20 protein-coding genes are annotated in these 23,750 nt (G+C 71.9%); 11 read left to right on the forward strand and 9 right to left on the reverse strand.

Annotation, left to right across the window (positions count from 1 at the left end; genetic code table 11):
- From E0F75_RS08395 to E0F75_RS08415, 5 genes are all read left to right on the forward strand, one after another.
- Positions 1-237 (forward strand): DUF2630 family protein, encoded by a 237-nt coding sequence (locus E0F75_RS08395; RefSeq protein ID WP_187621861.1) that lies wholly within the window; start codon positions 1-3, stop codon positions 235-237.
- 189 nt (positions 238-426) lie between these two features.
- Positions 427-1,584 carry a hypothetical protein gene (locus E0F75_RS08400; protein ID WP_187621862.1) on the forward strand — a complete coding sequence of 386 codons (1,158 nt, stop codon included), beginning with the start codon at positions 427-429 and terminating at the stop codon, positions 1,582-1,584.
- A gap of 98 nt (positions 1,585-1,682) precedes the next feature.
- Complete coding sequence (locus tag E0F75_RS08405; RefSeq protein ID WP_187621863.1) at positions 1,683-3,635, forward strand: FUSC family protein; 1,953 nt, start codon at positions 1,683-1,685, stop codon at positions 3,633-3,635.
- 197 nt (positions 3,636-3,832) lie between these two features.
- Complete coding sequence (locus E0F75_RS08410; protein ID WP_187621864.1) at positions 3,833-5,308, forward strand: APC family permease; 1,476 nt, start codon at positions 3,833-3,835, stop codon at positions 5,306-5,308.
- 90 nt (positions 5,309-5,398) lie between these two features.
- The gene (locus E0F75_RS08415) at positions 5,399-6,388 is read left to right on the forward strand and encodes a hypothetical protein (RefSeq protein ID WP_073908453.1); all 990 of its coding nucleotides are present in this window, start codon (positions 5,399-5,401) and stop codon (positions 6,386-6,388) included.
- 30 nt (positions 6,389-6,418) lie between these two features.
- On the opposite strand, the gene E0F75_RS08420 is transcribed toward E0F75_RS08415, so the two are convergent.
- Entirely contained in the window at positions 6,419-8,491 is a 2,073-nt protein-coding gene (locus E0F75_RS08420) for a PhoX family phosphatase (protein ID WP_187621865.1), read from the reverse strand.
- Positions 8,492-8,748: 257 nt separating this feature from the next.
- On the opposite strand from E0F75_RS08420, the gene E0F75_RS08425 reads away from it, so the two are divergent.
- From E0F75_RS08425 to E0F75_RS08435, 3 genes are all read left to right on the forward strand, one after another.
- The gene (locus tag E0F75_RS08425; RefSeq protein ID WP_229312593.1) at positions 8,749-10,797 is read left to right on the forward strand and encodes a VWA domain-containing protein; all 2,049 of its coding nucleotides are present in this window, start codon (positions 8,749-8,751) and stop codon (positions 10,795-10,797) included.
- Positions 10,798-11,006: 209 nt separating this feature from the next.
- On the forward strand, positions 11,007-12,194 hold the full coding sequence (locus E0F75_RS08430) for a 4-hydroxybenzoate 3-monooxygenase (RefSeq protein ID WP_187621866.1): 1,188 nt from the start codon (positions 11,007-11,009) through the stop codon (positions 12,192-12,194).
- 111 nt (positions 12,195-12,305) lie between these two features.
- Complete coding sequence (locus tag E0F75_RS08435) at positions 12,306-14,069, forward strand: methyltransferase (protein WP_187621867.1); 1,764 nt, start codon at positions 12,306-12,308, stop codon at positions 14,067-14,069.
- Between the two features lie 7 nt (positions 14,070-14,076).
- Here E0F75_RS08435 and E0F75_RS08440 read toward each other — a convergent pair whose 3' ends face one another.
- Positions 14,077-15,228: an ATP-binding protein gene (locus tag E0F75_RS08440; RefSeq protein WP_187621868.1), complete on the reverse strand. Its 1,152-nt coding sequence runs from the start codon at positions 15,226-15,228 to the stop codon at positions 14,077-14,079.
- A complete protein-coding gene (locus tag E0F75_RS08445; RefSeq protein WP_187621869.1) occupies positions 15,225-15,881 on the reverse strand; it encodes a response regulator transcription factor in 657 nt (218 codons plus the stop codon). The genes E0F75_RS08440 and E0F75_RS08445 overlap by 4 nt, the downstream gene beginning before the upstream one ends.
- A gap of 88 nt (positions 15,882-15,969) precedes the next feature.
- Between E0F75_RS08445 and metG the strand changes: the two genes are divergently transcribed.
- Positions 15,970-17,577, forward strand: a complete 1,608-nt coding sequence (gene metG, locus E0F75_RS08450; RefSeq protein WP_187621870.1) for a methionine--tRNA ligase — start codon at positions 15,970-15,972, stop codon at positions 17,575-17,577.
- 82 nt (positions 17,578-17,659) lie between these two features.
- On the opposite strand, the gene E0F75_RS08455 is transcribed toward metG, so the two are convergent.
- Together E0F75_RS08455 and E0F75_RS08460 are read right to left on the reverse strand one after the other, a co-directional pair.
- On the reverse strand, positions 17,660-18,013 hold the full coding sequence (locus E0F75_RS08455; protein ID WP_229312594.1) for a DoxX family protein: 354 nt from the start codon (positions 18,011-18,013) through the stop codon (positions 17,660-17,662).
- A 108-nt stretch (positions 18,014-18,121) separates the two neighbouring features.
- A complete protein-coding gene (locus E0F75_RS08460) occupies positions 18,122-18,679 on the reverse strand; it encodes a Uma2 family endonuclease (protein ID WP_187622164.1) in 558 nt (185 codons plus the stop codon).
- A 240-nt stretch (positions 18,680-18,919) separates the two neighbouring features.
- On the opposite strand from E0F75_RS08460, the gene E0F75_RS08465 reads away from it, so the two are divergent.
- Positions 18,920-19,696, forward strand: a complete 777-nt coding sequence (locus E0F75_RS08465) for a triphosphoribosyl-dephospho-CoA synthase (protein WP_187621871.1) — start codon at positions 18,920-18,922, stop codon at positions 19,694-19,696.
- Here E0F75_RS08465 and E0F75_RS08470 read toward each other — a convergent pair.
- From E0F75_RS08470 to E0F75_RS08485, 4 genes are all read right to left on the reverse strand, one after another.
- The gene (locus tag E0F75_RS08470) at positions 19,693-20,628 is read right to left on the reverse strand and encodes an intradiol ring-cleavage dioxygenase (RefSeq protein WP_187621872.1); all 936 of its coding nucleotides are present in this window, start codon (positions 20,626-20,628) and stop codon (positions 19,693-19,695) included. The genes E0F75_RS08465 and E0F75_RS08470 overlap by 4 nt on opposite strands.
- 130 nt (positions 20,629-20,758) lie before the next feature.
- Positions 20,759-21,229 carry an RICIN domain-containing protein gene (locus E0F75_RS08475; protein ID WP_187621873.1) on the reverse strand — a complete coding sequence of 157 codons (471 nt, stop codon included), beginning with the start codon at positions 21,227-21,229 and terminating at the stop codon, positions 20,759-20,761.
- Between the two features lie 177 nt (positions 21,230-21,406).
- Positions 21,407-21,613 carry a DUF397 domain-containing protein gene (locus tag E0F75_RS08480; protein ID WP_187621874.1) on the reverse strand — a complete coding sequence of 69 codons (207 nt, stop codon included), beginning with the start codon at positions 21,611-21,613 and terminating at the stop codon, positions 21,407-21,409.
- Entirely contained in the window at positions 21,610-22,485 is an 876-nt protein-coding gene (locus tag E0F75_RS08485; RefSeq protein ID WP_187621875.1) for a helix-turn-helix transcriptional regulator, read from the reverse strand. Before E0F75_RS08485 ends, E0F75_RS08480 begins: the two co-directional genes overlap by 4 nt.
- A 152-nt stretch (positions 22,486-22,637) precedes the next feature.
- Here E0F75_RS08485 and E0F75_RS08490 point away from each other — a divergent pair, with 152 nt between their 5' ends.
- A complete protein-coding gene (locus E0F75_RS08490; protein ID WP_187621876.1) occupies positions 22,638-23,069 on the forward strand; it encodes an ATP-binding protein in 432 nt (143 codons plus the stop codon).
- The last annotated feature ends 681 nt before the right edge of the window (positions 23,070-23,750 follow it).

A 23,750-nucleotide genomic window follows, 5' to 3' on the forward strand; every position in this document is an offset into this window, starting at 1 on the left:
ATGGAGAACGAGGAGATCCTGGACGACATCGGCGCCCTCGTCGAGGAGGAACGCGCCCTACGGCAGCGCACGGGCGGGCTCCTCCCGGAGGAACTCGCGCGGCTGTCGGAACTGGAGGTCCGGCTGGACCAGTGCTGGGACCTGCTGCGGCAGCGGAGGGCGAAGGCGGAATTCGGCGAGGACCCGGACACGGCGACCCTCCGCCCCGCCACCGAGGTCGAGTCCTACCGCAACTGACGTCCCCCACGATGCGCGGCGGTACGGTACGCGCCGAAACCGTCCGGCGCATCCCGTGCGCCGAAACCGCAGAGGGCGATACCGCAGGTGGCGATCTCCCCTCACCCGGATCTACGCTTGATTCATCGCCTCTCGTGAAGTGAACGCCGAGAGCGGGGCACCCGATCCAGAGCCTTCCAGGAGGCTGTCGTGCCGAGAATCAATGAACCGCCGCCCGATGATTTCGCGCAGTCCGGCGAGGCCGTGGAAATCCCCCAGCCCGAGGTGACGTCCGATCACATCGGATTCGACCCCGATCAGTTCCCCACGGAGCTGGTCGACGCGCGAGCCGCGCTCGAAGGAGTCCTCAGCGGTCAGGGCGAGCAGCGCGGCGGACTCCGGTCCGCGGAGCATCTGACCGAACTGACCAACGTGCAGGGCGTCGGCATCGGCAGGGCCACACCCTCCGAATACGGGCCCCGCAGCAGAGTCATCGAGCCGGGGCAACCCACCTTGAGCGTCTATCTGTCCCAGCCGCGAACCGCCGACGACGTGGAGGCGCTGATCGTCGAGGAGATGGGCGTGCGCGTCGCGGCGTCGTCGAGGGTTCCGATCGTTCCGGTGGTCACCGGGGAGATAGCGACGCAGATGTTCACCCTCCACCGCAGGCCGGCATCGGGTGGCACGTCGATCAGCAGCCCCGTCAGCCCGCCGAGCGCCGGCACGCTGGGCTGCCTGGCCACGGGCCGATCGTTCCCGCGCGACCTGAGAACGCTCGCCATCAGCTGCAACCACGTCATCGCGGACGTCAATGCCGGAGCGCTGGGGAATTGCATCGCCCAGCCCGGCCGCGCCGACGCGGGCGTCTGCCCGCAGCATCTCATCGGGGTGCTCGAGCGTTTCACCAGAATCGAGTTCGGCGGCGTCATCAACAGCGTCGACTGCGCGACGGCATGGGTGGATCCGGCGCAGGTCAACTCCAACATCCTGATCAACGGAGTCCTGGGGCCGGTAGAAGTGCCCATCAGCACCATGACAGGGGCGGCCACCCTGGGGATGCTCGTCTTCAAGAGCGGCCGGACGACCGAGGTGACGACGGGAACCGTCAAGGAGATCGGCGCCTCTCACTGGGTCAACCAGGGAGGGCAGAACGCCTTCTTCGCAGGCTCCCTCGCCATCGAGGGGACCGGAACCTTCGGTCCCCTTCCCTTCAGCAAGAAGGGAGACTCCGGCGCGATCGCGTGGACCTTCGATCTCGTCCGGACTCCGATCGGCCTGGTCTACTCCTCGTCCAGCACGGTGAGCATCAGGTCGTTCGCGAACCCGATCGACATCGTCACGCAGTCCCTCGACGTCTTCATCATCTGACACGGGTCCGCCGCACCGGCCGGCCGTCCCGCGGAGGCTCCCCGGGCAGGACAGCGCGCGGACGGGGGTCCTCGGCGACAGCGACGTAGGTTGGGCGCATGGCACGCCCCGCTCGGCCCGTACGCCTCGCCCCGCCCGCCTGGCTCACCGCCGGTTTCAAGCCCGCGCCCACCCCCATCCCCTGGGCCGCCGTCGGACGCGCCGCCGTCGCGTTGTCCGCGCCGCTCGCCCTCGGGCTGGCCGTCGGGCAGCCGGCCTACGGGGCGCTCGTGTCCATGGGTGCGCTCTCCGGGGTCATCGGCGACACCGCCGACGCCTACCGGATGCGGATCCTCAACATCGCCGTGCCGCAGCTCTTCGGCGCCGTCGGAGTCACCCTCGGGACCCTCGTCTTCGGACACGGGTGGGTCGCCGTCGCCGTGCTCACGCTCGTCGCGCTCGTCTCCGGGATGATCTCCTCGATCGGCGCCGTCGCCTCCGTCTCCGGGCTGCTCCTGCTCCTCAACGCCGTCGTCGGGGCCGGGCTCCCCATGCCCGACCCCTGGTGGAAGGCGCCCCTGCTGCTCGGCCTCGGCGGGCTGTTCGTGCTCCTCCTCACCCTGCTCGGCTGGCCCCTCCGCCGCGCGGCGCCCGAGCGGTCCGCCGTCGCCGCGACCTACCGTTCCGTCGCCGAGCTGTACGAGGCCACCGGCACCCCCGCGTACGACGAGAAGCGGCAGGCCGTCACCGCCTCCCTCAACCAGTCCTACGACCTCGTCCTCGCCCGCCGCGCCCGCCAGCACGGCCGCGCGCCCTCCCTCGTCCGGCTGCTCGCCCAGCTGAACGTCGCCATCCCGCTCGTCGAGGCCGCCCCCGCCGCCCATCTCCGCGCCCAGCTCCACGGCCCGCTGTCCGCCACGATCCCCGCGGCCGTGCGCGAACTCGCCGACGCCGTCGAGGAGGGCCGCACCGGGGCACCCGCACTCGATCTGCCGACCCCTGAGCGGCCCGCCGAGAAGGCCGTCGACCACGCCCTGCGGTACGCCGCCGCCGTCGTCCACAAGGCCGAGCCCGACGCCTACAACGTCGACGACCGGCTCGGCCGCCCCGCCGCGCTCCGGGTCCGTGTCCGCCGGACCACCCGCGCCGTCCTGTTCTCCGAGGCGTCCTGGCGGTACGGGCTCCGCCTCGCCCTCTGCATCGGGCTCGCGCAGGCGCTCGTCTCGCTGATCCCCGTCCCCCGCTCGTACTGGGTCGCGCTCACCGTCACCTTCGTCATGAAGCCCGACTTCGGTTCGGTCTTCTCCCGCGCCGTGCTCCGCGCCTTCGGCACCGCCGCCGGGCTCCTCCTCGCCGCCCTCGTGCTCGCCGAGGTGCCGCGCGGCTGGTGGGACGTCCCCGTGATGTGCGTGCTCGCCGCCCTCATCCCGGCCTTCTCCGCGAAGGGGTACGCGTTCCAGACGGCGGCCATCACCCCGGTCATCCTGCTGCTCTCCGACACCCTCAACCAGCAGGGCTTCGACCTCGTCATGCCCCGCCTGTACGACTCCCTGATCGGCTGCGGCATCGCGCTGATCGCCGGCTATCTCCTCTGGCCCGAGTCCTGGCACTCCCGGATCGGCGACCGGCTCGCGGACGCCGTCGCCGACTCCGCCGCCTATGTGACCTGCGCTTTCGGAGGGACGGAGGACCAGGACGGGCGGCTGCGGGCCCGGCGGAAGCTCTACCGCGATCTCTCCACCGTCCGCTCCGAGTTCCAGCGCGCCCTCACCGAGCCCCCGCCGACCGGGACCCGCGCCGCCGCCTGGTGGCCGCTCGTCGTGGCCGTCGAACGGATCGTGGACGCCACGACCGCCGCCCGGATCAGGGTCGACCACGGCGCCCCCGACCCCGACCCCGCCGAGGTCGCCGCCGTCGAGCGGGAGCTGCGCGAACTCGCCCAGGGAATCCGGGAATCGGACACCCTGATCGAGGTCCGCAGCGAGCTTCCCGGCGACGAGAACGGAGTCCTCGCACCCCTCCGCCAGGAGGTCAGCGCGGCCCGCGCCATCGCCGGTCCCGACCTGCGGTAAACCTTCCCCCGAGGGCGTACGGGAGGACTTACCGGCGGTCACGGAACGGAACCCTCCCCACCGCCGTTACCCGAAGCCATCCGGGCGACTACGATGCGCTCGATCTCACCGTGATCCGCGCCCGCCGCCGTCGGCAACCGGCGCGGCGGACGGGCCACTTCGTCCTGCCTCACCCCCCGCGCCCCGAGGACACCGCCATGCGTACCACCACGAACAGAGGGCTGCAGCCCAATGTCCTCGGTACCTTCGACACGATCGTGATGGCCGTCGCCGGCAGCGCCCCCGCCTATTCGATGGCCGCGACCACCGCCGTGCTCTTCGGCGCCGTCGGCTACGCGGGGCCCGCCGCCCTGCTGTACTGCGCGATACCGATGTTCGGCATCGTCCTCGCGTACGCCCGTCTCGGGCGGATCGACGTCAACGCCGGTGCCGGCTACTCCTGGGTGGGCCGCACCCTCCACCCGTTCCTCGGCTTCCTGTCCGGCTGGGCCCTCGTCTTCGCCGCCACCGTCTTCATGGTGGCCGGCTCGCTGCCCGCCGGTTCCCTCACGCTCGCCCTGATCGACCAGGACCTCGCCGACAGCACCCCGCTCGCGGCGGCCGTCGGCGCCGGCTGGTTCCTGATGATGCTGCTCGTGGTCCTGGGCGGCGCCCGGCTGACCGTGCGCGCCCAGCTGATCATGTCCGGGGTCGAGATGCTGATCCTGGTCGGCTTCATCCTGGCGGCCGTGGCGCACCGCGGGCGGGCCACCGCCTTCGACTGGTCCTGGTTCGGCCTCGGCCAGTTCGACGGGCCGCAGGGCTTCGCCGCCGGCGCGCTGATCGCCGCGTTCTACTACTGGGGCTGGGACGTCACCAGCAACCTCAGCGAGGAGACCCGGAACAGCCGCCGCACCGCGGGACTCGCCGCGCTCGTCGGCGTCGGCTTCGTCTTCCTCCTCTTCGTCGCCGTCACCGTCGTCGTCAACGTGCTGCTGAGCGCGGAGGAGATCCGTACCGCGGGACCCAACGTCCTGGCCGTCATCGGCCAGGAAGTCTGGCCCGGGGTCGGCGGCAGACTCCTCGTCGTCGCCGTCCTGCTGTCCACCGTCGCCACCCTGGAGACCACCCTCCTCCAGGTCACCCGCTCGCTCTTCGCGATGGGCCGCGACCGGACCCTGCCGTCCGCGCTCGGCGCCGTGCACCGCCGCTGGAACACCCCGTGGGTCGCGATCGTCGCCGTCGGCGGGGCCGCCCTGCTGCTGTTCGCGGCCGCCGCGGCCGCCGGCTCGGTGCAGCAGATCCTCCGCGACGCCGTCTCCGCGATCGGACTCCAGATCGCGTTCTACTACGGCCTCGCGGGCATCGCCGCCGTCGTCGCCTACAAGTCGGTCCTCTTCCGCTCCGTACGGAACCTGCTGCTCGGCGGCGTCTGGCCGCTGCTCGGCTCCGCGTTCATGCTCTGGACCTTCGTCGAATCGATCGGCGAGCTCTCCACCACCGCCCTCACCATCGGCCTCGGCGGCCTGCTCCTCGGGGTCGTCCCGCTGGTCGTGTACTGGCGCAAGGGCAGCGACTACTACCGCCCGGCCCGGCTGGACGCCGCCCGCGCGATGGCGGCCTCGGAGGGCTCGGGCCCGGCCACGCGCGCGCGGAGCGGAACCAGGGACAAGAGCTACGCAACGGATTTCTGATCCCGGCCGTCACCAAGAGCAGAGCCAAGAGCACGGGAACACAAGCGAGTCACCACTTCTGACGGCAGCCGAACCCGAAGGAGGCCCCCGATGGCCGTACGCCGCCGCTCCGCGCGCTCGGCACGTCAGGAGCGCTTCGCGCCCGACTTCGACCCGGACTTCGGGGACCGCGCCCTGACCGAGGCGCGCCACGACATCGTCATCGGCCGCTGGCAGGGCGTACGGGACCTGCTCGCCGCCACCGGTGACCACTGGGCGCGCCGCACCCACCGGCTGCGGCTCCTCTCGCACGCGGCCGCGGGCAGCTCCACCGTGGAGACCTGGCGGGCCGCCGAGCCGGGCAACCCCGACGCGGCCGTGCTGCGGGCCGCGACCGAGGTGGTGCGGGTCTTCGACGCGGCCATCGCGGCCGGCCGGGGCGCGGCCGTCGAGCGGGGCCGGATCGACGCCGCCGTCGACGCCTGCCGGGGCGCGGCCGAGGCGGCGCCCGCCGACCCGATGCCGTGGGTGTCGCTGCTCTCGGTGGCCAGGCTGTACGAGGGCGGGGTGCCGCGCCGCGAACTGCGCCACTGGTTCGACGAGTTGCGTCGCCGCGACCCGTACAACACGGAGGGGCACATCCAGGTGCTGCGCTACTGGTCGGCGCGGTGGCACGGGACGCACGGCAGTATGTACGACTTCGCGCGGGACGCGGCGGGGGTGGCACCGCCCGGCTCCCCGCTGCCGGTACTCGTGCAGGTGGCCCGGGTGGAGGAGTACCGGTACATCGCGGACGGGGCGCTCGGCCGGGGCCCGGTGCGCGGCTTCGACCAGCACTGGAAGCACGAGCTCGCGGTGACGGAGCTGCGGCGCACGCACGCGCGGTGGATCGGCGGCCGCGACCCGGCGGCTCCGGTGGCGCCCGAGGAGGTCGGCGACCTCAACTTCCTTGTGCACGCCGCCTGTTACGCGGGCCAGGTGGAGATCGCGCGGGAGCTGCTCGGCATGCTCGGCGCACGGGCGGCCTGGGTGCCGTGGGCGTACACGGGGGATCCCGAGGAGCAGTTCGTCCGGTTCAGGGAGGGCCTGGGGGTGGAGTGAGCGAGCACTCCACCCCCTGGGCGCCCGCTGCTAGACGCCGATGTCGCGGCCGTCCGTGCGCCACACGGCGACGACCGACGGGCGGACGATCTTGCCGGGTCCGTCGGGCCACTCCGACTTCGGGTTCTCGACGGAGGCGCCGTCGATCTCGCCCGGGTGCTGCACGGCCACCAGGACGCGGCGGTCCTGGATGATCGGGCCGCAGGTCTCGGCGCCCTTGGGCACGGTCAGGAACTGCTTCAGCTCACCGCGACGCTCGCCCTGCGTCGCGACGCCGAACAGACCGTCGTGCGAGCCGAGCTGGGCACCGTCCGTGGAGATCCACAGGTTGCCGTGCGGGTCGAAGGCCACGTTGTCCGGGCAGGAGATCTGGGAGACCTTCTCCTTGGGGTAGCCCGCGAAGTAGGTGGCCGGGTCGTTCGGGTCACCGGCGACCAGGAAGAGGCGCCAGGCGAAGCCGTCGGAGGACGGGTCGTCCCAGTTCTCGGCGAGTTCGAGGATCTGCCCGTGCTTGTTGAGGTTGCGCGGGTTGGCCTCGTCGGCGGCGGCCTTGCCGGCCTTGCCGCGGTCGGTGTTGTTGGTGAGCGCGACGTAGACGCGGCCGGTGCGCGGGGACGGCTCGACGTCCTCGGGGCGGTCCATCTTGGTGGCGCCGACCTTGTCACCGGCGAGGCGGGTGAAGACGTACACCTCCTCGGCGGTCATGCCGGGGACGTGCGAGACGTCGCCGGTGGCGAGCGGGATCCACACGCCGGAACCGTCGAACTCGCCGTCGGCGGGGTGCTTGCCGGTGCCGTCGATCTCGGCGGCCGGGGAGTCGCCGGTCAGCTTGGCGACGTACAGCGTGCCCTCGTCGAGCAGGGTGAGGTTGTGCTCGCGGGCGGCCCGCGAGTTCCCCTTCTTCATCCGCTTGCTGGAGACGAACTTGTAGAAGTAGTCGAACCGCTCGTCGTCGCCCATGTAGACGACCGGACGGCCGTCGGCGGTGAGACGGGGCTGCGCGGCCTCGTGCTTGAAGCGGCCGAGCGCGGTGCGCTTGCGGGGGGTGGAGTCGGGGTCGTACGGGTCGAGCTCGACGACCCAGCCGAAGCGGTGGACCTCGTTGGGCTCCTGCTTGAGGTCGAAGCGCTTGTCGAACCGCTCCCACTTGCGCTCGGTGGCACCGGTGCCGACGCCGTAGCGCTTGTCGGTGGCGCTGGAGCCGTTGGCGAAGTACTGGTTGAAGTTCTCCTCGCCGTGGAGGGTGGTGCCCCACGGGGTGGTGCCGCCGGCGCAGTTGTTGAGCGTGCCGAGGACGATACGGCCCTCGGGGTCGGCGGAGGTCTTCAGCAGGCCGCTGCCGGCGGCGGGGCCGGTCACCTCGAACTCGCTCGTCGTGTGGAGGCGACGGTTGAGGTGGTGACGGGAGACCGGGGCCAGCTTGCCCGTACGGTGCTCCTCCTGGACGACGACGACCGAGAGGCCGTGCGCGGCCCAGGCGATCTCGACCTGCTCGCGGGTCGGGTTCGCGGCGTCGTAGTTGCGGAACATCAGGACTTCGTCGGTGTACTCGTGGTTCGCGACGAGGACCTGGCGGTCGTGCTCCCCGCGCAGCGGCAGCAGGGAGAGGAAGTCGTTGTTGTAGCCGAACTGGCCGGCCTGGGCCTTCGCCGTCTGCTTCTCGGAGTCGAAGGCCGGGGCGCCACGGAGAATGGGCTCGCCCCAGCGGATGACCACGTTCTGCGAGTAGCCGGAGGGGACGGTCACCTTGTCGGCGGTGTTGGGCGCGACGGGGGTGAAGCGGAGACCGCGGGCGCCGTCGACCTTGCCGGAGCCGTGGCCGTGACCGTGCCCGTGACCGAAGGTCTCCTGGCCGGCGACGGCCTCGGGCGCGTTGCCGAACGCGATGGCACCGCCGGCGGCGGAGGCGACCGTCACGACGGCGGCGGCGCGGAGGGCCGAACGACGGGAGAGAACACCGGCTATGACGTCGCCGGCGTACTCGTTGTCGCTGGTGTTGGGAACCTCGTGGAAGCAGGCGTCACCACACCGGTAACGGCAGGTGAGAGCGGAACGTCCGCCTCCGTGGGGGTTCGTGCTCAGCAGCGGCAGCAGTTTGCGCACTTCGTCCTCCTCCGGCGCACACTGCGCCGACATGGTGTCGGGTAAGCCTTCGGCCGCGACGCTATGTGCGCACATCTGCACAGGGACGGCGACGGGGTGAACGACGAATGAATGCACGGCAACCGAGGGCGACCGGGTCGCCGAGGAGGGGAGGGGTGGCCGCTAACCTTACGTGTCCGCCCTGGCCAGGGATGAACGTCCCGAAACGCCCAGTACGGACATTCACACGCACCCCACTCATGCGAAAGGGTTCGCCCATGGGTATTCGGAGCATGCTGCGCAAGGTGTTCGGCCGAGACCGCGAGGAATCCCCGGCAACCTCCGTCGTCCCGCCCCAGACGCGTGAGACCACGTCGACGGCGACGGCTTCGCCTTCGGAGACGGTGACGGCCGAGAAGACGGTTGCGGCCGTGTCTTCGGCCGCTACGCCGACGACTGCGGCCAGGGCCACGGCGTCGTCCGGGTCCGGGTCCTCGGACACCTCGGAGGCGGTGGCGCGCCAGGCGGCGGACGACCTCGTGGCGGCGTCGTTCGACAACCCGCAGATCCCGCGGGCCCGAGCGAAGACGCCGTCGGCCGCGCCGGAGAAGCCGGTGGCCGAGCCGGAGAAGCCTGCTGCTGAGGTGGAGACGCCTGCTGCTGCCGCTGCGGAGACGCCTGCCGCCGAGGTGGAGGTGACGGCGGAGGCTGAGGCGCCTGCGGCCGCCGCGGAGACAGCGCCGGTCGAGGCGGACACGGCGGACGTCGAGTCGACGGACGCCGCCGCGACCGCGGACGCCCCGGCGGAGCCGGAGGCGGCGGCCGACGCCGAGCCCGAGGCGGAGACCGCGTCCACGGAGGCGGCCGAGCCGCAGGCCGTGGAGTCGGTGGAGGCGCCGGTGGCCGAGGAGTCGACCGAGGTGCAGGCCGAGGCCGGGGCCGACGAGGTGGAGCCGGAGGCGACCGCCGCCGAGCCCGAGGCGGAGGCGGGGGCGAGCGCCGCCGTCGAGCCCGAGGCCGAGGCGAGCGCCGACACGGCCGAGGCGGAGGTGACCGCCGTCGAGGCCGAGGCCGAGGCGAGCGCGGCTGCCGAGCCCGAGGCCGACGCCGCCGAGCCCGAGGCGGAGGCGGAAGCGACCGCCGCCGCCGCCGAGCCCGAGGCGGAGGCGGAAGCGACCGCCGCCGCCGTCGAGCCCGAGGCGGAGGCGGAAGCGACCGCCGCCGCCGTCGAGCCCGAGGCGACCGCAGACACCGCCGAGGCCGAGGCGAGCGCGACGGCCGAGCCGGCCGCGACCGCCGACACGGCGGAGGAGCCGGAGGCGGCCCCCGTCGCCGAGGCGACCGACGTCGTCGCGGACGTTCCCGCGGCGGAGGCCGAACCCGCCCCGGCGGAGCAGGACGCGGAGCCCGAGGCCGCTGTCGTCGCCGACGACACGACCCCGGCGGCGGAGGCCGCCGAGGAGCCGCAGGCAGAGCCGGCCGAGCCCGAGGCCGTCGCGGCGGAGCCGCAGGCCGACGAGCCCGCCGCCTCCGTCGAGCCCGAGCCCGACGCCGAGCCCCAGGTCGCGCCCGAGCCCGTCGTCGCCGAGGCGCCCGCCCCGGAGCCGGAGTTCGTCGCCGCCGCGGCCGAGGCGGAGCCCGTAGCCACCGTCACCGAGCCGGAGGCGACCGTCGCCGTCCCGGCCTCCGGCGACAGCCTCCCGCCGCACCTGGCGGACGCCTACGCCGCCGCCGCCGCGCAGCTGAAGGCGCAGGGGCTCACCGGGGCCCGGGCCGCCGTGTACCTCGTGGTCGACCGGTCCGGGTCGATGCGCGGGTACTTCAAGGACGGGTCCGTGCAGCGGCTCGCCGAGCAGGTGACCGCGCTCGCGGCGCACCTCGACGAGGACGCCACCGTCACGACCGTGTTCTTCTCGACGGACATCGACGGGACGGTCGAGCTGACCCCGGCCGACCTCACGCCGACCCGTATCGACGAGGTCAACTCCACCCTCGGTCGCCTGGGCCGGACCAACTACCACCGCGCCGTGGAAGAGGTCCTCGCCCACCACGAGAAGGCCGACCCGACCCGCACCGCCCTGGTCGTCTTCCAGACGGACGGCGCGCCGGAGTCGAAGACCGCCGCCACCCAGGCCCTGGCCGAGGCGGCGGAGCGTCCGCTGCACTGGCGGTTCGTGGTCTGGGGCGAGGAGGACAACAAGGCCTTCGACTTCGTCCGGAAGCTCGACGGCACTCCTCGTACCGGGACGTACTTCGCGGGCACCGCCCCGGCCGAGACCGCTCACGCGGCCTTCTACGCCGGCCTGCTCGCGGGTCTGGAGTTCTGAGGCTCCGAGAAGGAGTTCCACGGCGCGGGCCGGGTCCGGGATCTTCCGGGCCCGGCCCGCGCACGTGCAGTCCGCGCGCGGGGTCCCCCGGCAGAATCCTTTTTCTCTTCCCGTACGGCATTCGGGTGATATTCAGCATCCGCTGAGTTTCGCCGCCCCTAAGATCCATTCTCGTGACAGCAAGTCAACATCCTTTATCCGCACCGGACATGACCGATTCCGCCGACGTGGTCATCCTCGGCGCGGGCCCCGCCGGGCTGGTGCTCGGAAACCTCCTCCTGCGCAGCGGCGTCGACTGTGTCGTCCTGGAGCGGGCGAGCCGCGAGCACGTGCAGCAGCGGGCGCGGGCCGGTTTCCTCGTCCCGCACACCGCCCGGGTACTGGCCCGGTACGGCCTCGACGAGGGGCTGCGGAAGCGCGGGCAGGAACACGGCGTCTGCGAGTTCCGCACCGAGAGCGGGCGGTTCCGCCTCGACTACAGCCGGCTCGGCAACGGCGAACCGCACACCGTCTATCCGCAGCACGACCTGGTCACCGATCTCGTCCGGCTCTTCCTCGGGGCCGGCGGGCGGATCCGCTTCGGCACCGAGGCCGTCGACGTGACCGGCCTCGACGGGCCGCGCCCCTCGGTGGCCGTACGGACGCCGGACGGCGGTACCGCGCACTGGCGGGCGCGGTACGTCGCCGCCTGCGACGGGCGGTACGGCGCGGGGCGCCGCTCGCTGCCGCCCGGCGCGGTACGGCACCACCACCGTGACCACGGGGTCTCATGGCTGGGACTGCTCGCAGAGGCGCCCCCGAGCCTCGACGCCGTCGGATACGCCACGCACGCCCGGGGATTCGCGGGCCACATGGCGCGCTCGCCCGAGGTCACCCGCTACTACCTCCAGTGCCCGCGCGGCACCGTGCCGGACGACTGGCCCGACGAGCGGGTGTGGGACGAGCTCGGCCTGCGGATGCGCGCCGAGGAGTTCGGGCCGCTGAGGCGGGGAGGCATTCTGCAGCGGACGGTGGTCGACTTCGAGTCGGACGTCCTCGAACCGCTGCGCCACGGACCGCTGTTCCTCGTCGGTGACGCCGCGAGCCTGATCAGCCCCTCCGCCGCGAAGGGGGCCAACCTCGCCGTCCTTGAGGCCGACCTCCTCGCCCGGGCCCTCGCCGACGACCTGCTGCACGGGGACTCCGGGGGACTCGACGCGTACTCGGCGCGGTGCCTCGAACACATCTGGCGCGCCCAGGAGTTCTCGCACTGGATGATCCGGCTCCTCCATCGCGTGCCCGGCCCCGACGGCGCCGCCTCCCCCTTCCAGGAGGGGCTGCGGCGTGCCCGTATGGAGGCGCTGCGGAACTCCCGTACCCAACAGGACTGGTTCGCCGAGAACTACGTCGGCGTCTGACCGTCCGTCCGTACGGCCACGGAAAGCCCCGTCCCCGCCCCAGGGGCCGTGGCTCCGCCCTCCCCTGCCCGAATTCCGCCGTCCCTTCCCCTCCCCGAAGGAACCCCCGCGATGACGACCACCACCCCGGCCGCCGACCGCCCGGCCCAGGCCACCGACCGCCCGACACCCGCCGCCGCAGCCGCAGCCGCCACCGATGCCGCCGCCACCGCCGCTGCCGACGTCGAGCGTCTGCGCGCTGCCGCCGATTTCGTACGGGATCAGGAGACGCCCGACCTGTTGGCCCGCGTCCTGCCCGGACTCGACGGCCCAGAGCTACGGGCGATGACCGAGCGGTGCCGGTTCGCGCACGCCGCGCTGCTCGTCTCCCCGCCCGACGAACGGGCCCTCCGGACGGAGCTGGCCGCCGCCGGACTGTCCCCGGACGGCGAGGCGCGGCCGAGCGTGGTGGTGCGGGACCGGCTGGCGGCACGGCACGGACTGGCCGCCGGAGAGCTGGACGTACGGATCCTCCGGCCGGCGGTGTACGGGCCGGGCGGCGAGCGGCGTGCGGTCGAGGTGTTCGTGCTGACCGATCCGGCGGGATCGGCGGCGGCGGTCGCCGCCGAGGAGCGGGTCGCCGACCGGGAGGCGCATCTGGCCTTCGACGTCGAGCGGCCGGACCCCCTGGTGCTGCGCGGGCTGCGGGCGGGCTTCCTGCGGCACGGCGCAGCGCCGGACGGCGGCGGCTACAACCCGCACGAGGACGGGACCGTCTTCTACTTCGCCGCGCCCGACGAGACGAAGACGCCCTACCGGCGGGTCGAGCTGTACGCGCGCGGTGACCACCGGGACGTCCTGGCCGAGCACCTCGCCGGGCGGCGGGCCGCGCATCCGGCGGAAACGCTCCTTCGCCTGCTGACCGGCGCCTGGACGACGCAGGCGCTGGCGGCGTGCGCGGAGCTGCGGCTGCCGGAGGCGATGAGCCCGTGCACCGCGCGCGGAGCCGAGGCGCTGGCACCGGTGGTGGGGGCCCGGCCGGAGAACCTGGCGACCCTGCTCCGGTACCTCGCCATGGTGGGTGTGGTGGCCGAGGAACCCGGCGCGCGGGGCACGTTCCGGCTGACGGAGGCGGGGCTGCTGCTGCGCGAGGACGCCGAGGGGTCGGTGCGGGCGCTGGCGCTGATGTACGGGGGGCCGTTCTACGGGTCCTTCGCCCGGCTCGCGCACACCGTGCGGACGGGGGAGCCGGGGTTCGAGGACCTGTACGGCGAGAACCACTTCGACCACTTCGCGCGCGATCCCGAGCTTGCCGCCCGGTTCGACCGGTCCATGACGGCGAGCGCCCCGATGTTCGACCCGCTGCCGCAGCACCCGGTCGTCACGGCGGCCGCCGCCGGCGGCCGCACCGTCGTGGACATCGCCGGCGGCACCGGGGAACTCCTCGGGCGTCTCCTCACCGCCCACCCCGCCCTGCGCGGGGTCCTCCTCGAACGCGCCCACGTGGTCGACGCGGCCCGGGCCCGGCTCGGCACCGTCGCGGAGCGGTGCGCCTTCCTGACCGGCGACTTCGCGGACGTGCCGCCGGACGGGGACGTGTACGTCCTCTCCAGGGTCCTGCACGACTGGGACGACGAGCGGTGCCGGGCGATCCTGCGCCACTGCGCGGCCGCGATGCCGCCGGAGGCCGACCTGCTGATCGTGGAGCGCCTCCTGCCCGTGGACCCCACGCCCTCGCTGGCGACGGCCTGGGACCTCCACATGATGTGCAACACGGGAGGGCGGGAGCGCACGGCCGCCGCGTACGCCGGGCTGCTCGCCGACGCCGGACTCGCCCTCGTCGGCCACAGTCCGCTGCCCCTGGAGGCCCACGTGCTGCACGCCCGTCGGCAGTAGGGGCCGTTCAGGGAGCGAAGGGGACGGCGGGGGAAAGGGCGGAGGCGGCGGTGTCCGGCAGGGTCACCGTCACCACCAGGCCGCCGCCCTCCCCCGCGCCCCGGGCCACCGCCCGCACCCGCCCCCCGTGCGCCTCCGCGATCGACCGCACGATGGAGAGGCCGAGCCCCGCGCCCGGCCCCATCCGGTCCCGCCCCTCGCCGCGCCGGAAGGGTTCGAAGAGCCCGGCCACCTCGTCGGGCGGGACGACGGGTCCCGTGTTGGTCACCGTGAGCACGCCGTCCTCGGCCCGTACGCCGACCGTGCCGTCCGGCACGTTGTAGGCGACCGCGTTCGCGACGAGGTTCCGTACGAGCTGCCCGAGCAGCACCCGGCTGCCCCGTACGACGCCGCCGTCGGCCACCACGTACGCGTCCGCCCACTCCTCCTCGGCGAGCTCCCCGAGCCGCACGTCCTCGCGTTCGGCGAGCCCCCGCTCGCTGCGGGCGAGCAGCAGCAGACCGTCGATGAGGCGTTCGCTTCGACGGTTGCTGTCGAGGAGGACCTGTCGCACGTCGCAGCTGTCGTCCAGACCCACCTGAATCGCGGCGCGCTGGGTGGCGAGGGGGGTGCGGAGTTCGTGGGAGGCGTTGGCGATGAACCGGCGCTGGCTGTCGAAGGCGGTCTCCAGGCGGCCGAGCAGCGCGTCGATCGTGTCGCCGAGTTCCTTGAGCTCGTCGTCGGGTCCGGTGACGGCGATCCGGTCGTGCAAGTTGCGTTCGGAGAGGCGGGCGGCGCGGGCGGTCATCTCGTGCACGGGCCGGAGCACGCGACCGGCGGTCCACCACCCCACGACGACGGCGCAGCAGGCCATGACGAGCAGGGCGAGGCCCGACCACATGAGCATCTGCTCGCCGGCGGCGCGGCTGATGTCGTCGCCCAGCTCGTACGCCTCGACGACGGCGACCCCGTTCGCGACCCCGTTCGCGGCACCGTCGGCGACGCCGTTGGCGCGAGCGACGATCGCGTCGGTCTCGTCGTCCGTCCCGGCGAGGACGAGCAGGTTCACGACGAGCAGCAGCACCGTCCCGAGGACCAGGAAGGCACCCCCGTACACGAGCGCGATCCGTGTCCGGATGGTGGAGCCGGACCCCAGGTATCCGTCACCGCCCGGCCTCACAGCTGGTACCCCACGCCCTGCACCGTCCTGATCAGCGCCGGCTCGCCCAGCTTCGCGCGCAGCTTGCTCATGCAGACGCGTACGGCGCCGGTGAAGGGGTCGGCGTGGGCGTCCCAGGCGCGGTCGAGGAGCTCCTCGGCGGAGACGGCCGCCCCGTCGGCCTCCAGGAGGATCTGGAGGACGGAGAACTCCTTGGGGGAGAGGTCGAGGTCCCGCCCGTCGCGGGTGGCGGTCCGCCGGACGGTGTCCATGCGGAGCCCGTACCGCTCCAGGAGCGGAGGCAGGGGCGCGCGGGCGGTGCGGCGCCGCAGGGCGCGGACCCGGGAGACCAGCTCGGGGAACTCGAAAGGCTTGCCGAGGTAGTCGTCGGCGCCCAGGTCGAGGCCGGTGACGCGGTCCTCGGTGGCGGTGGCGGCGGTGAGCATGAGGATGCGGGTCGGGGAGCCCTCGGCGACGAGGCGGCGGGCGACGTCGTCGCCGTGGACGCGCGGCAGGTCGCGGTCGAGGACGAGGACGTCGTACGGGTGGAGCCCGAGGTGGTCGAGGGCGGCGTCGCCGCTGTGGACGGTGTCGACGGCGAAGCCCGCGCGCCGCAGTCCGGTGGCGACGAGCTCGGCGAGGGGTCGTTCGTCCTCGGCTACCAGTACACGCATGCCCCCATCCTCCCCACCCGGCCCCCGCCGCCGGCCCCCGGGTTTATCGATGTGAGTGGATCTTCGTACGACCGTTAGGATTTCGACCATGGCGGCCACTGGATCCGAGAAGCAGGGGGCGAAGGCGTTCTACGTCACGACCCCCATTTACTACGTCAACGACGCTCCTCACCTGGGCCACGCCTATACGACCGTCGCAGGCGACGTGCTCACGCGCTGGCACCGTCAGCGCGGCGAGAAGGTGTGGTTCCTCACCGGCACGGACGAGCACGGTCAGAAGATCATGCGCACGGCCGAGGCGAACGACGTCACGCCCCAGGCCTGGTGCGACAAGCTCGTCGAGGAGGCGTGGAAGCCCCTCTGGGAGCACCTGAACATCGCGAACGACGACTTCATCCGCACCACGCAGAAGCGTCACACCGACCGCGTGCAGGAGTTCGTGCAGGACCTGTACGACAAGGACGAGATCTACAAGGGCGGGTACGAAGGCCCGTACTGCGTGGGCTGTGAGGAGTACAAGCTCCCCGGCGACCTCATCGAGGCCGAGGACGGCACCAAGCTGTGCGCCGTCCACAAGAAGCCGGTGGAGATCCTCAAGGAGGAGAACTACTTCTTCAAGCTGAGCGAGTACGGCCCGAAGCTCCTGGAGTTCTACGAGGCGAACCCGGGCTTCATCCAGCCGGAGTCGGCCCGCAACGAGGTCGTGAACTTCGTCAAGCAGGGCCTGGAGGACCTCTCCATCTCGCGCTCGACGTTCGACTGGGGCGTCCCGGTGCCGTGGGACGAGAAGCACGTCATCTACGTGTGGATCGACGCGCTGCTCAACTACGCGACGGCCGTCGGCTACAACGAGAACCCGGAGAAGTTCGACGAGACCTTCCCGGCGAACGTCCACCTCATCGGCAAGGACATCCTGCGCTTCCACGCGGTGATCTGGCCGGCGATGCTGATGGCGCAGGGCCTGCCGGTCCCGGGCCGGGTGGCGGCCAACGGCTGGCTGATGGTCGGCGGCGAGAAGATGTCGAAGTCGAACCTGACCGGCATCAAGCCGCAGGACCTGACCTCGCACTTCGGCGTGGACGCGTACCGCTGGTACTTCCTGCGGGCGATCGCGTTCGGCCAGGACGGCTCGTTCTCGTGGGAGGACTTCTCCGCCCGCTACACGTCCGAGCTGGCCAACGACTACGGCAACCTCGCCTCGCGCGTCGCGGCCATGGTCGGCAAGTACTTCGACGGCGCGCTGCCGGCCTCGACGGCCGACGGCGACGCGGAGAAGGCGATCCACGAGGGCCTCGCCAAGGCCGTCGCGACGGCCGACGCGAAGATCGGCGAGGAGCTGGACTTCCAGGCCGGCATCCTGGCGATCTTCGACTTCGTGAAGCAGGTCAACGGCTACATCACGGAGCAGGAGCCGTGGAAGGTCGCGAAGGACGAGTCCGAGGAGGGCCGGGCCCGCCTGGCGACGATCCTCTACACGGCCGCCGAGTCCCTCCGCGCCGTCGCCGTCCTGCTGAACCCGATCATGCCGGAGACCTCGCAGGCCCTGTGGGAGTCGCTGGGCGCCGAGGCGTCCCTGGGCGCCCTGGCGGCACAGCCGGTCCAGTCCTCCGGCACGTGGGGGCAGCTCCCCGCGGGCACGACGGTGACGAAGGGCGCGGTGCTGTTCCCCCGCCTGGAGGACCCGAAGAAGGACTGACGTCGTCTGACGTCTCTGTCGTACGAAGAAGGCCGCCGTCCCTGCACGCAGGGGCGGCGGCCTTCGCCGTACACGCTGCTCGTCACCAGGTCAGAGCGAGGGCGGCGACGGCGGGGGCCATGTAGACGAGCGGGAAGGGCACGTGCCCGTACGAGCGGGCGCGGACGATCGTGATCACGGCACCCGCGAAGTACAGGACCAGCCCGATCGCGGCGAGGGTCCCGATGACCGGCACGAAGAACCCGACGATCAGCCCGGCGGCCCCGGCGGCCTTGGCGGCCCCGAGCCGGTTCCACCACGACTGCGGTACGCCGTACTGGGCGAGGGGCTCGACGACGAACGCGGCCCTGAAGAAGATCGCCGCGGCGGAGAACCCGGCCATGAAGGCGGCGACGGCGGTGACGACGACGGCGGTGGTGGACATCTCGGTGAACATCGCGACGGCTCCTTCAGCCTCTCCCGTGTCCGCCTCGACCGAGCCGGACACAGCACTGACGGAGCCCGGACGGGATGTGTGACAGCCCGCGCGAGAAATCTTCGGGGGTCAGTGCACCCAGTCCTTGAGCGGCTCGGTGTCGAGCTCCATGCCGACCGGCTCCGGCAGCGTGACCGTCTTTCCGAAGGTCGTCGTCACGATCATGTCGTAGCGACCGTCGCCGGGCTGGGAGTGCACCTTCACCTCGCCCGTCACACGGTCGATCAACAGATAGACGGGGATGCCGGTCTCGGCATAGGCGCGCGGCTTCTCGACGCGGTCACGTCGGTCGGTGTCGGAGTCGTGCGAGGTGACCTCGACCGCCATCAGCACACCTTCGGCGCTCGCCCACTCGCCCTGGCCGACGAAGGCGTCGCTGGGCGCGAGGCAGCCGTCGGGGCGAGCGTTCCCCTTGCGGTAGGACCCGATCCGTAGCCCTTGGTCCACGTGCAGCCACCAGCCCGCGTCGGCCTGGATGCACAGGCGGGTCAGCCACTGGATGATGCGTCCGTGGTCGCCGTCAGGCAAAGCCTTCTCCCCGATCTTCCCGTCGATGAACTCCAGTCGCAGTGCATCGCTCAACCGGTCGCCCACACGCGCGAGCTCCTCGAACTGCTCCTGCGTCATGGCACGTGTCCGCTGCTCGACTGCATCCACGGCGGCGTCCTCCTGGATCGGTGGTGCCCTCCACGGTACGTGTTCGCCGGCCCGCGTGACCGGGTTCGTCGCTGTCGCCATGGCGGGCACATTGACATATGCCGGCGGCCTGGGATCCAAGAATCCTCAGCCTTCACCCCTGTGGGTGACACAGCCGACGCACAGGCCCGCGCGAGGAAACGCCCAGGTCCGGTGCCTAGCGTGCGCGGCATGGTCGTGACGCGTGAGGACGAGGTGCTGGCCCGGGCTGCGGTGGAAGGGCTCCTGGCGGGGGTGGAGTTGACGCCCAAGCCGGGGCTTCCGGATGCGCGGGAGGCGGATCTGCCGGGGCTGCGGTGGTCCGCGCGGGCGCTGGAGCCGGGGCTCGCCGCGATGGCGGGGGCGGCACGGCGGACCGGGGAGCCTTCGCGGGAGCTGCGGGTCGAGCTCGGGGCGATCGGGCGGGCCACGGAGCGGGACATGGCGCGGGCGGACGGCGGTGCGACCCTGCACCACGGGGCCGTGTGGCCGCTGGGGCTGCTGGTCGCGGGGGCGGCGCTCGCGCCGGGCGGGACCGTGGAGGACATCACCGGGCTCGCCGGGCGGATCGCCGCGCACCCCGACGCGCGGGCACCCCGCCGCCCCTCCCCCGGCTCGGCCGTCTCCGTCCGGTACGGCGCCGCCGGCGCGAAGGGCGAGGCGCGGGCCGGGTTCCCGCACGTACGGCGGGCCTCGGCGGCCCTGCGTGCCGCCCGGGACGGTGGGGCGCCGGAGCCCGAGGCCCGCCTGAACGCCCTGCTCACGGTGATGACCACGCTTCAGGACACCGGCCCGCTCCACGCGGCGGGCCCGCACGCCCTGCGGGAGGTCCAGGACGGCGCCCGGGAGGTCCTCGCGGGCCGCGTACCCCTCGACGCTTTCGACCGGCGTCTGCGGGAACGCGGTCTCCACCCCCGGGGCAGCGGCCATCTGCTGGCCGCTGCCCTGTTCCTGGACGGCCTCCGTTAGGCGGAGGTCCCCGTGTGGGTCTCGTCCGGGTCGACGCCCATGGTCAGCGTGGCGACGACCCCCTTGGCGATCTTCCCCTTCGGGTACTTGAGGGTGAGCAGGCCGCCCTCGGCCCCGTTGCCGGGGTAGATGGTGTCGTCGTCGAGGGTCGTGCGCTCCGTGGTGCTGGTGGAGTACGGGGCGACCTTCGCCGAGTCGAGGACCGCGCTCTCCGCGAAGAAGAGCTGTCCGGTGTGGCAGGTGTGCCCGCCCTCGTAGCCGGAGGACGTCATCCTCCCGCCCACGTGCACCTTGGCGTGGACGTGCACGCAACGCCCCCGGTACCAGCCGGGGAAGACCGTCCGGAACTCCACGTACCCGTGCTTGTCGGTGAGCTGCGTACCCCGCAGGTACCGCTTGTCGTCGGTGGGCTCCTCGTGACCGCCACCGCCACCGCCACCCGGTCCGCCTGTCGGGGGCGTACCGGTGGGCGGGGTGCCGGTCGGGGCGTCCGTGGGCGGCGTACCGGTCGGAGGCGTACCGCCCCCGGGGGCACCGCCTCCACCACCCGAGCTGAGGCTCTCGTACCCGGAGTAGATACCGAGCGCGTCGCAGTGCCAGATGTCGACGGCGGCGCCCCGCAGCGGCTTGCAGGTGTCGGAGTCGATCACCTTGAGCCGCACGGTCATCGGGATGCCCTCCCGGTCCTCCGTGATGTCCCTGCGGATCTTGTCCGCGTCGATGTAGTACGGCCCTTCGGTCGTCTCGGAGGTCAGCCGGTAACAGGCCTCACCCGCCGTGGGCTTCGCCGTAGGCTTCTTCCCGACCGCTCCGTCCGCCGAGGCGGTGGAGACGACCCCGGCGCCGATCCCCGCCGCGACCACGACCCCACCACCGGCGACGAGTGCCCGCCGCCGGGTCATGTCCCGCCTGTGCTTCTGGTTTTCGCTCATGGGCGAGGACCCTAGGAAGCAGGTCTGTCAGGAACGTGAGAGCGGGCTGTGGGTTCCTGTGTACGGACGAACGGACGGGGCGGTGGGGAGAGGCATCCGCCTCTCCCCACCGCCCCTTCGGCCTCTTCGGTCAGCTCACCCACTGCTGGCTGGCGCCACTGTGGCAGTCCCACTGACGGACGGGGGCACCCGCGTCCGTGCGCCAGTCCGCCACCTCCAGGCACTTCCTGCTGGCCGTGTTGTGGTAGACGGAATTCAGCGGGCCGGACAGGAACCAGCGCTGGTTGTCGCCGGCGTTGCAACCCCACTGGACGACGGCGGTGCCGTTGGCGCCGGACCCACCCGGAACGTCGACACACAGCCCGGTGGCCTTGTTGCGCAGCACGGGGATGTTGTCGATGTAGAAGAAGGTGAACTTCTGGTTGTCCCCGCCGTTACAGGGCCACTGGACGAGCTGAGTACCCCACACACCCGTGCCGCCAGGCACGTCCAGGCACATGTTGCTGCCCTGGTTCCTCATCTCGAAGGGGGCGCTCTCATTTGCCGACGCCGGGGTGAGCGGGGTCAGAGCGGTGAACCCCACGGCGGCGAGCAGTGCCAAGAGGGGTCGGTAGAGGGACCTTCGGGCTATGCGCATGACTGCCTTCCTGCAATGCGGTATCCGGTCGAGATGACGGGATGACTCAGACCGCCGGCGGCACGCTACTGAAGGTGATCAACTAGCACTGCACCATTCACGATTTGGGCGTGTCGCCGCGAGGCAGGGCGCAGTGAAGGCTCAGCTGGACGCGTACGTGACGAACCCCGCCCAGGCGGCCGGCGTCAGCGCGAGCTGGGGACCGGAGAGGTTCTTGGAGTCGCGGACGTGGACGGTGGCGGGGGTGGTGGCGACCTCGATGCAGGAGTCACCTTCGCTGCCGCTGCTGTAGCTGCTCTTGAACCACGCCAGTTCGGAGGCTTCCCCGGCCGAGGTGTTGCGGATCATGTCTCTCCCAGCAGTTGCTCGATGAGGGCCGACGACTCACGGGGAGTGAGAGCCTGAGCCCGGATGATGCCATACCGCAACTCCAGGATATGGAGCTGTTTCCGCTCGGTCACCGGCCGACCGTTGGCCACTACCGGCGAACGCCCGACCACCGATCCGTCATCGAACTTCAGCACCTCGATCCCGCCATCCACTCCGGCGTGTTCCTCCCGGTTCATCGGCATGACCTGAAGCTCGACGTTCCGCATCCGCCCGACCTCCAACAGGCGCTCCAGCTGAGCTCGCAGCAGGACCCGCCCGCCCAGCGGACGACGAAGCGTCCACTCCTCCAGGACGAAGCTGAGCTCAGGGGCGGGATCCCGCTGGAAGATGCTCTGCCGTGCCACACGACCGGCCGCCATCCGCTCCACCTCGTCCTGCGTGTACGCCGGCCGCCGCATCAACAGCAGCCCGCGCGCATACTCCGGTGTCTGCAAGAGGCCGTGGATGTTGAGCGGGTCGTAGAGCTGGATCTCGACCGCCCTCGCCTCCATCTTCGCCAAGGCCCGCACCTTCTTCGGGTACCGGACCTTCGCCACGTCCTCCTTCATCGCCGAGAGCAACCCGCCCGCCCCCAACACCTCGTCCGCCCTGTCCAGGAACTCAGGTCGCGGGATCCGTTTCCCGCTCTCGATCTTGTAGATGAGGTCCTCGCCGTAGCCGGTGGCCGTCCCGAGCTCGGCGGCCCGCATCCCCACCGCCTCCCTCCGCAGCCTCAACTGCCGTCCCACAGTGGCGACTACGGCCACACCCCAGTCATCGTCGGGATCGACCTCCCACCCCGGCTCGTCCGCCTCGGTCTTGAGCCGCTGCGCCCCACCGTCCACCGACATACCCGCACCCTTCCCTCGCCCCTTCGTGGCGCGACACCCCCCCCGGGAGGGCTCCGGACAGCCCGGACAGCAGTGGACAAGCTCCGGACAGTCACCCTACGCATCGGGTTCGTCACTGTTCACGGTAGGCGGCGACAGCCACGCTCGGTGAGGTGAATCAGCAGAACACCACCCAAGTCCTTTCGCTCGCACGCCACTTCACGGTCCTCCTGTCGCCCACGCCACGCGGGGCCCGGCTCGCCCGGCTGCTCGCCGTCGAGTGGATGCGGGATCACGAGGTGCCGTACGGCGTGACGGAGGCCGCCACCCAGGTCGTCGCCGAACTCGCCGCCAACGCCGCCACGCACGGCCGGATCGCCGGCCGCAGCTTCCGGCTCGGGCTCCTCGGTCACGAGGGCGTCCTGCGGATCGAGGTCACCGACACCCGGAGCGAGCGCCTCCCACGCATCCAACCGCCCTCTCCCGAGAGCGACTCCGGGCGCGGGCTGCTCCTGGTCGAGGCGCTGGCCGACCGGTGGGGCGTCGAGCCCGGTCCCGTACCGAGGAAGACCGTATGGGCTGAACTCGATCTCCCGAATCCCTGACCTGCGGAAACGACGCGACCCACCGGGTTCCAGGAAAGTGGGCTCCGGTGGGACGGGCGGTCCTTCCAAGGAACGACGAGAGAGAAAGAAACCTCACCAAACCCCATCCTTTCCCGCCCCGGGGCGCAGACTCACTCATGCGAGTGAAAGACACCAACTCGGCTGGATTCGGGATGGGTTAGCTGCAACACGCTCACCCTGACCGGCATATGCCACCAGACATGAGTCAGCCCCCGCCGGGACTGCAATCCAACGGCGAGGGCCTGACCACAAGGAAGTTCGGAGCTTCCCCACGGGTACCCAGAACACTAGCGCGCGCCTCCTCCCAGTCCCGTAAGGGCGCGGAAAACCACCCCCGTACGCGCACCCGTGTCGCCGGCGTCGTTCACGACAACGTCCGGCACACCACCCGCTTCACGGTGGTCGGCAACCACCTCTCGCAGCACGCCGCACTGTCGCTCGTCGCGATCGGTCTCTCCACGCACATCCAGTCGCACGAGGCGCCAGCACGGATGGCCGGCGAGAGGCTTACCGCGTCGGCAACGGCGACGCGTGGAGTCTCGATCTGTGGGCGCCGTTCCGGGCGAGCTGAAGGAGAGTGATCACCGTGGCTGACACCTCGTACGCCGAAGGGGCCCGGGACCGCCTGACGCGGTTCCGGGCCCCTTCAGTGACAGAACG

It is taken from the genome of Streptomyces sp. CB02980, from assembly GCF_014451325.2.
Lineage (GTDB): Bacteria > Actinomycetota > Actinomycetes > Streptomycetales > Streptomycetaceae > Streptomyces.

Coding starts and splice junctions, on each gene's coding strand:
- E0F75_RS08395 (WP_187621861.1), top strand. CDS start 1: ATGGAGAACGAGGAGATCCTGGACGACATCGGCGCCCTCGTCGAGGAG.
- E0F75_RS08405 (WP_187621863.1), top strand. CDS start 1,683: ATGGCACGCCCCGCTCGGCCCGTACGCCTCGCCCCGCCCGCCTGGCTC.
- E0F75_RS08410 (WP_187621864.1), top strand. CDS start 3,833: ATGCGTACCACCACGAACAGAGGGCTGCAGCCCAATGTCCTCGGTACC.
- E0F75_RS08415 (WP_073908453.1), top strand. CDS start 5,399: ATGGCCGTACGCCGCCGCTCCGCGCGCTCGGCACGTCAGGAGCGCTTC.
- E0F75_RS08425 (WP_229312593.1), top strand. CDS start 8,749: ATGGGTATTCGGAGCATGCTGCGCAAGGTGTTCGGCCGAGACCGCGAG.
- E0F75_RS08430 (WP_187621866.1), top strand. CDS start 11,007: ATGACCGATTCCGCCGACGTGGTCATCCTCGGCGCGGGCCCCGCCGGG.
- E0F75_RS08435 (WP_187621867.1), top strand. CDS start 12,306: ATGACGACCACCACCCCGGCCGCCGACCGCCCGGCCCAGGCCACCGAC.
- E0F75_RS08445 (WP_187621869.1), bottom strand. CDS start 15,881: ATGCGTGTACTGGTAGCCGAGGACGAACGACCCCTCGCCGAGCTCGTC.
- metG (WP_187621870.1), top strand. CDS start 15,970: ATGGCGGCCACTGGATCCGAGAAGCAGGGGGCGAAGGCGTTCTACGTC.
- E0F75_RS08455 (WP_229312594.1), bottom strand. CDS start 18,013: ATGTTCACCGAGATGTCCACCACCGCCGTCGTCGTCACCGCCGTCGCC.
- E0F75_RS08460 (WP_187622164.1), bottom strand. CDS start 18,679: ATGACGCAGGAGCAGTTCGAGGAGCTCGCGCGTGTGGGCGACCGGTTG.
- E0F75_RS08465 (WP_187621871.1), top strand. CDS start 18,920: ATGGTCGTGACGCGTGAGGACGAGGTGCTGGCCCGGGCTGCGGTGGAA.
- E0F75_RS08470 (WP_187621872.1), bottom strand. CDS start 20,628: ATGAGCGAAAACCAGAAGCACAGGCGGGACATGACCCGGCGGCGGGCA.
- E0F75_RS08480 (WP_187621874.1), bottom strand. CDS start 21,613: ATGATCCGCAACACCTCGGCCGGGGAAGCCTCCGAACTGGCGTGGTTC.
- E0F75_RS08485 (WP_187621875.1), bottom strand. CDS start 22,485: ATGTCGGTGGACGGTGGGGCGCAGCGGCTCAAGACCGAGGCGGACGAG.